Origin of the sequence: Microcoleus sp. D3_18_C2 (assembly GCF_036702395.1) — a bacterium.
GTDB lineage: Bacteria > Cyanobacteriota > Cyanobacteriia > Cyanobacteriales > Microcoleaceae > Microcoleus.
In genome coordinates this window covers 176,070-183,274 of sequence record NZ_JAUBTG010000001.1, presented here as the reverse complement: position 1 = coordinate 183,274, position 7,205 = coordinate 176,070, and the positions used below count along the sequence as shown (strand labels likewise).

Annotated in this window: 5 protein-coding genes; 2 read left to right on the top strand and 3 right to left on the bottom strand. The window is 46.0% G+C overall.

Annotated elements, in window-relative coordinates:
• A partial coding sequence (locus tag QUA88_RS00675; RefSeq protein WP_333269724.1) for a two-partner secretion domain-containing protein occupies nucleotides 1-3,314 on the bottom strand: 3,314 nt, incomplete at its 3' end.
• An 81-nt stretch (nucleotides 3,315-3,395) separates the two neighbouring features.
• On the opposite strand from QUA88_RS00675, the gene rnhA reads away from it, so the two are divergent.
• Nucleotides 3,396-4,301, top strand: coding sequence for a ribonuclease HI (rnhA, locus tag QUA88_RS00670; protein WP_333259765.1), 906 nt, complete (start codon nucleotides 3,396-3,398; stop codon nucleotides 4,299-4,301).
• A 98-nt stretch (nucleotides 4,302-4,399) separates the two neighbouring features.
• On the opposite strand, the gene QUA88_RS00665 is transcribed toward rnhA, so the two are convergent.
• Entirely contained in the window at nucleotides 4,400-4,933 is a 534-nt protein-coding gene (locus QUA88_RS00665) for a phosphatase domain-containing putative toxin (RefSeq protein ID WP_333269721.1), read from the bottom strand.
• A 57-nt stretch (nucleotides 4,934-4,990) separates the two neighbouring features.
• Between QUA88_RS00665 and QUA88_RS00660 the strand changes: the two genes are divergently transcribed.
• Complete coding sequence (locus QUA88_RS00660; RefSeq protein ID WP_333233935.1) at nucleotides 4,991-5,629, top strand: pentapeptide repeat-containing protein; 639 nt, start codon at nucleotides 4,991-4,993, stop codon at nucleotides 5,627-5,629.
• 358 nt (nucleotides 5,630-5,987) lie between these two features.
• On the opposite strand, the gene QUA88_RS00655 is transcribed toward QUA88_RS00660, so the two are convergent.
• Nucleotides 5,988-7,052, bottom strand: coding sequence for a TIGR03032 family protein (locus tag QUA88_RS00655; protein WP_445300586.1), 1,065 nt, complete (start codon nucleotides 7,050-7,052; stop codon nucleotides 5,988-5,990).
• Between the last annotated feature and the right edge of the window lie 153 nt (nucleotides 7,053-7,205).

Sequence of the window (7,205 nt, the reverse complement as noted above, 5' to 3'; positions counted from 1 at the left end):
TTATTGGGATTATTGGGATTATTAGGATTATTGGGATTATTGGGATTATTGGGATTATTGGGATTATTGGGATTATTGGGATTATTGGGATTATTGGGATTATTCGGATTATTGGGATTGTCGGGATTTGTTGGTTGATTGGTAGTTACGATCGCACTATTGCCTTGAGTGTAAGAATTTATGAACGATCGCCCTTGAGTAATCGTACCTGAAGCATTGCTGGCGATCGCCCCAGCAGTACCGTTAGTCGTCGCATCTCCCACCGCAAAAGGTATCGGCGGATTGACATCACCGCCGCCGTGGCGGATCGTAACTGTACCCGCTTGAGTGTCGCCAAGAGTCGAGATGCTAACAGGAGTGCCGTTTTGGCCAAAAGTACCCGTCACTCGAACTAAACCCGGAGTTGCGAGCTCAACATTACCGCCCGGAGCATTTATGGATGCAACGCTGATATCATTTTGAGCGTTAAGATTTACTGTAGAAGTGCGATCGACCCTAACAACAGGATTAACATTTATTCGCCCTATTGTGATTTCGTTTGCGGCTAAAATACTCACAATTTCCGCAGCATTTATATTGCCAGTGCTGACACTTCCCCTACTGCTATTAACATCAACAGCGACTCCCTGCAAATTCCCCGTATTCACATTGTCTAACGCTCTGAAAGTGATATTTTCTGTTGCAGTGATGTTGGTCATTTGCAGATTCCCGCTAGTGCTATTGACATTCACTCTCTCTCCCTGCAAATTTCCGGAACTTACATTGCCAGAAGCTGTTACATTAATATTCCCAGTGGCTGTGGTATTTGCAGTTTGAATTGTTCCAGAGTTACTATTGACATTCACTCCCACTCCCTGCAAATTTCCGGAAGTTATATCGCCTAAAGCTGTTACATTAATGTTACCAAGGGATGTAGTATTGCCGATCGCAATTTTTCCCCCATCGCTATTGACCTCAACTGCTCCTCCTAGCAAATTCACTGCATTTAAGTCGCTGGATGCTCTCAAAGCAATAGTGCCAGTGCCAGCATCGATCGATAGAACTCTAATATTAGTTTGGGCATTCAAATTTACTGTAGGAATGCGATTGCTTCCGTCTGTGCTGGTGGTAGGATTGACATTAATTGTCCCTGCTGTAATTTGCTGTCCTGCCAAAAGTCTGACATCTCCATTCGTAGCGATTGCCCCCGTATTAACACTCCCATTGCTGCTAGCATTGACAGTCGCAGCGGTGAGATTGCCTACCGTTAAGTCCCTCAAAGCTGTCAAATTGATATTCTCAGTTGCTGTGATATTGACTGGTGTAGTATTAGGCACAATGGTATTGGCATCAGTCACAACTCCCAATTCACCGGAGTTACTGGTAATATCAACATTAGACCCCTGCAAAGTCCCAAAATTCACATTGCCAAAAGCTCTGAGTGCGATCGCCCCAGAAGTCCCAGTATCGATCGACCCTGTTACTATATTGCCTCGAACAGTATTCAGACTAATACTGCCGTTGATATCAGCACGAGAAATGTCACTTGTCAATATAATATTGTCATTAGCTTGAATATTAATTGTCGAACTAGACGTTAATCTGCCCCCAACTACCACTCCTGCTTCCCTGCTTTCGAGATTAATTTGACCGCCATTAATATCTCTAGTTGCGATAATTCCCGGCGCTGACAAAATCACCGGCCCGCCTGCCGAAATATTTTCAATAGAAATCAAATTATTCGATAAAATAGACGCAGGAGTAAATATTGCATCGTCACCTAAAGGATTAGGTTGTTCATTATCACCCGGAGTATCCGTAGGAGAATTAGGAACATTAGGAGAATTAGCCAAATTTTGCACTCCAGCCCGCAGAATTAAGGCCGGACTGCTGGTTAAAATAGCAATATCGGGATCGCCACTCAGATTTTCCCTACCCAATGCAATATCGGGGCCGGTAATTGTAATCTCCTCGGCAACAATGCTCCCCCTCGCCTCGACTTTCAGCGAAACTCCGGTATAATCTCCAAAGAAAACATCTCCTTCCGAACTGATAATCGGGTCAAATAAACTGACAAAGTTTCCCGGCATTCCCGACAAATTGCGAATCGAAAAATTGCCACCAGAAACAAAGTGAGCATCCCCCGAAATAATGCCGTTGCTAACCAAACTCAAATTGCCGCCGCTTTGGAATTGCGGGGGAAGAGATAAGCCGCCGATCGCATTTTGAGTGAGAATATCGATCGTGCGAGATCCCTGAATGTATAAATTACCCCCAGCCTTCGCCAAAAAAGGATTCTGGGCGCTGTCCCTGACCCGCACCGCATCCCCACCCAGCAAACTCAAATCCCCCGCAGTTTGCAGCCTAGCGCCCGCTAACGAGAGATTTTCCGCAGCCCATAAATTCGCACTTCCCGCATTCAACTGCGGCAGCCCAGACACATTAGCAGCAATCGCCACATCCCCAGAATTCACCTGCAAACCCGAACCCACAAGCCGCACAGAACCGTCATCCGCAACCGCAACACCCGCCGCCTGATTTTGCCCAGTACCTGTCAGCAACTGCGGCAAAGAAACAGGATTCAAAGTCTGTTGAGAATTCCCAAAATTTCCGCCCGTTGCTATTTCCAAACTCAACAAATGCCCCGGTTGACTAATGCGGAGAACATTATCTCCCCCAACAGCAGCAACAGTAATTTGCCCGCCCGCAGCCGACAACTGCCCCGTACTAACAACCGTACCGCCAAGCAAAGCCAAATTTTGCCCAGGATTCACCGCTAAATTGCCAGCATTAACAATACTTCCCGGTACACCCGGACTAAAATAAAAAGCATTTGGCGTACCAAGCAAGGCGCTAAAATTATTTGTACCCGCAGCATTAAACCAATTTGAACCAAAACCGACACCAGTAGCAGTAGTTGCAGTAAAAGCCGCCGGCACATTCAAACTCGCGTTCGGGCCAAACACAATCCCCGCAGGATTAATTAGAAAAAGATTAGAATTGCCGCCCGTGACAGTAATTAAACCGTTAATTAGCGAAGCGTCCCCGCCAGCAATTCGAGCTAATATATTTTGAATAGCCGAATTAGTCAGAAAATTAGCAATTTGACCTTGATTCAAGCCAAACTGCCCAAAACTGTGAAAAAGATTCGCGCCGTCTCCCGACAAACTGCCGCCGTTGATATCATAGCGGTTGCCGATCGGGGTGACAACAGTACCCGTACCGTCAGCAGCAGGCACTATGGGCTGTGCTTGCGCGAAAGTATTAAAAATTAACAAAGAAAAGGGACAAATAAATAGCGCAACCTTTTTAATCTTTAAGTTGGCATTTTTCATAGTAGCAAGTAAAACTATCTCAATTGCCTTAATTATCGCACTTGCAAACAACTTACCTCTAAATTACACATTAATTCGCTCATGACAACTCCCAAAATCAAAAGCCTCTACACAGACGGCGCTTGTTCCGGCAACCCAGGCCCAGGTGGCTGGGGTGCAGTAGTTTGTTTCGCCGACGGCAAGTGTCACGAACTCGGAGGTGCAGACCCCCAAACCACTAACAACCGCATGGAAATGCAGGCTGCCGTCGCTGCGCTGGAATTTTTTGCCAATTCCGGTCAAACCGAACCTGTCACCGTTTACACCGACAGCGAATACGTTAAAAACGGCATCACTAAATGGATTCAAGGCTGGAAAAATAAAGGCTGGAAAACCTCAACGGGCAAAGATGTTGTCAACCAAGACCTCTGGCATCTGCTAGACAAGCTGAATTCCCGGCAAATCCAGTGGGAACACGTCCGCGGCCACTCCGGCGACTTCTACAACGACAGATGCGATGAAATCGCCCGCAGCTTCTCGCACAATCTCACTCCCGAACTGCAACAGCAGAAACCAACGGGAGACGAGGCCGGGGCGGGCACGGGGGCACCGCCCCTACGCTTTGACAACACAATTGTTTCGGAAGAAACGGACGTAACTGGTAACAAAACGATAGAATCCTATGTCATAACTTCTGACCTTCCGATCTCCAACTCTACCATGATGGATTCAACTGCCGATACCCTGGAGAACTTGCCCCGCGAGGTGAGGGTTCAGGACCTCCGCAATCTGATCGAAACGTTGCACATCGCCGACGAGGTTGCGACGAAAGGCTACTTGATTACCAGTTCTGAACTGGCTGATTTGATGGATGTAAATGCCAGCGCTGTCACCAGTCGTGGAGACAACTGGGTTTGGCGAAATTGGGTAGTGTCGCGGGTGCGGCGCGAGGGCAACCAAATTCTCTGGCAATTAGAGAGAATTGACCACGTTAGTACAACTGATTAGTCAGTTGGCAGTTGGCAGTTGGCATTTGGCATTTGGTCAACTGTTAACTGTTAACTGTTAACTGTTAACTGTTAATTAACTAACGGTGCAACCGGAGTTCATATAACAGGACGACCATCATCTAAAAGAGCATTAAGTTCTCCGGCAACTTGCCAAGGGTTTCGACCTTTGAACAAAGCAGCAAACACGGCTTCATAGGGATTTCTACCAGTTTTTTTTACTGCTGCGATCGCCTGTTTGTTAGATAATCCCCGCCCGCTAACCAACCAAGCAGCCAAAACCTGTCCTGTACGTCCGATCCCCCCAGAACAGTGAACTACGACCCCTTCGCCTTTGCTATTTGCAGATGCCAAAAATGGTAATATGCGATCGAGCAAAATATCCCTATCTACCAATTCAAAATCGGCAATCGGAGCCCAGCAAACTCGATCGCACCCAAAGATATTCCGATACGTTCCCAGTAAGTCCCCGTAGCGGATGAGTTGGGAATCGGGAAGCAAACAGCAAACTTGCTTGATATTGTGCCCCTGCATAAATTCAATCCACTCAGCAATTTCTGCATCGCGATATCCAGGTCTCGCTGCACCAAATACAATTAATTCAGTCTCCGAAGCCGCCGCAAATTTGTGCATAATGTTTTCAATAATTTTACCTATAATTAAGAAATACCAACAAATCCTGAATCAACAGTGAAAAACAAGAGTTCGATCGCCCTAATGAACTGGCTGCAACCCAAACCAGAAACCGTTTTGTTATGCGACTCAATTGTAGCAGCTTCTGAGATGGCATTCATGCTCAACGGTGAGTGGGATGGGTGCAATAGTTTGGTACTCTCTAAATGCGACAAGGTAGCAATTGAAGCAGCCGCCCGTTTGCTGGAGACATCGTGGTGCTACCAAAATACTTGCGAACCGGTTTTAATTCGGCTTGCAGTTGACGAATTGCTGCGCCGTTATGGAATTGGAGACAGGTTTTTTATTAATGCTAACTTGCGATGCGCGCAATTGAGCGAACTTTGCTTGGAAAACATTGATTTGAGTTATGCTAAATTAAATTTGGCTAACCTCAGCGGCAGTAATTTAAGCAAAGCAAACTTAATGGCGGTACAGATGTCAGCAGCAAATTTGAGTGGCAGCAATTTGAGTAAATCGCAACTGGTGAGGGCGAACTTATCGGGAGCAAATTTATCAGATGCTAATCTCAGAGGTGCGGATTTGAGTTATGCAGATTTAAGCAATGTTTGTTTAACAGGTGCGGATTTAAGAGGTGCAAATTTAGCCAGAACAGACTTAAGAAAAACCAGCTTAGATGGGGCGATTGTTGAGTAATATCAAATCCCGCTTAAATACTTTCTCTCACACCGCGTGGGTAAATCCTGTAAACATTTTAACATCAAACCGACAGTCCGGCAGGGGTTGAAACCCCTGCCTCAAAGCGCAAGTCCTCTAAAAGAGGACTGATGAGTTCTTGAGTCCTCTTTTAGAGGACTTTAGCTATTAGACAGGGGTTTCAACCCCTGGCGGAGTAGCGGGTGGGGGGGAGGACTGGTGGACTAAAAGCTTAAGTTGACACGCTTTGGGTAATGCCGTTTCCCTACGGCGATCGATCGCACTTCCGGGGTGTGCTTCATAAACGTGGAATCTGCTGTATCTGCGTCCATCCGCGTACATCCGCCACCATCTGCGGTTAAAGTTCCAAAGTAATTAACTGAGCAATTTCGTCAGTCTGAAAACCCAAGGCCATCGGCTTTTGCACTGTCGGAATCACTTGTACATCATAGAGTTCGGTGACAATTCCTTCAAACCGCAACCAGTGAACGATCGCCCCCGTAGTCAAATCAATCACCATCATACCACAGCGAGCCTCAGCATCCTTTGCTGCTAACAACTCATCCAATTCTAAACCGCTAAAAGTGTTGTCACCTCGCCGAGGTTTCGAGAGTCCCACAATTGCCCAATTTTGCCAAAATGCTAGTCCTCGGACATATCCCGGACAAAACGTAATTGCCTCAAATTTCCCTGTGTCTAAATCCACATATCCTAATTCCCCTCTCCCCGAATTCAGCAACCACAACTTGTCTTGATACCAGCGAGGCGAGTGTGGCATTGACAATCCTGTGACGATAATATCGTTAGATTCGATATCAATAACTATACCGCCATTTTTTCTGCGATCGCGCCAGCCATCCACCACATCCGACTGACTCGACGCCGTGACATATTTCGCCTCCCCAGCTACCATTGCCAAACCGTTGAGGTGACAGCGGTCTTCATTTATATATTGTGAGATGAAACCGGGTTTCCAGAGAGGTTTGCAACTGTGGCGATCGCTCAAAGTAGCGATACAATTAAACAAAGTGCTAATAAAAAGAATTTGATTATTTTTATCGACAGCGATATCGTGAATGTCGATATCTCCTGTAGTATAGCCGATTCTTGGTATATATAATTTATCGTATCCTTGGTATAAATTCCCCGATTCTAAGACATTATCTAATTGCCAGAGTTGATATTTTGAACTTAAATAAAGGCGTTCCGGCGTGCAGTAAAGCCCCATTGCGCGATCGAATATTCGCCAAAAAGCCGATATTCTGTTAGTTTCTGGTGCAGCACCTATTAACATTAACCTGCTGGTTTGATAGGTGCTGCAAGCAAGGCTGATTTGTTGTTGGCTTAACCAAGATGGAAAATCGCGATCGCCAAAAATCTCGTGTTCGGAGACTGTATTCAAAGTAGCTTGTTCGTTATTCATAGAATCTAGAGGCATATCTTTATGTATCCACAATATAGCGCGATCGTAATTCCCTCGCCTTGCGGGTTTTATCGATCCTACTTGACCAAACTCAACATTCATCTGCGTCCATAGCACGTACATCCGCCACCCTCTGCGGTTAAAATTCCCAAG

Coding starts and splice junctions, on each gene's coding strand:
- QUA88_RS00655 (WP_445300586.1), bottom strand. CDS start 7,052: ATGAATAACGAACAAGCTACTTTGAATACAGTCTCCGAACACGAGATT.
- rnhA (WP_333259765.1), top strand. CDS start 3,396: ATGACAACTCCCAAAATCAAAAGCCTCTACACAGACGGCGCTTGTTCC.
- QUA88_RS00665 (WP_333269721.1), bottom strand. CDS start 4,933: ATGCACAAATTTGCGGCGGCTTCGGAGACTGAATTAATTGTATTTGGT.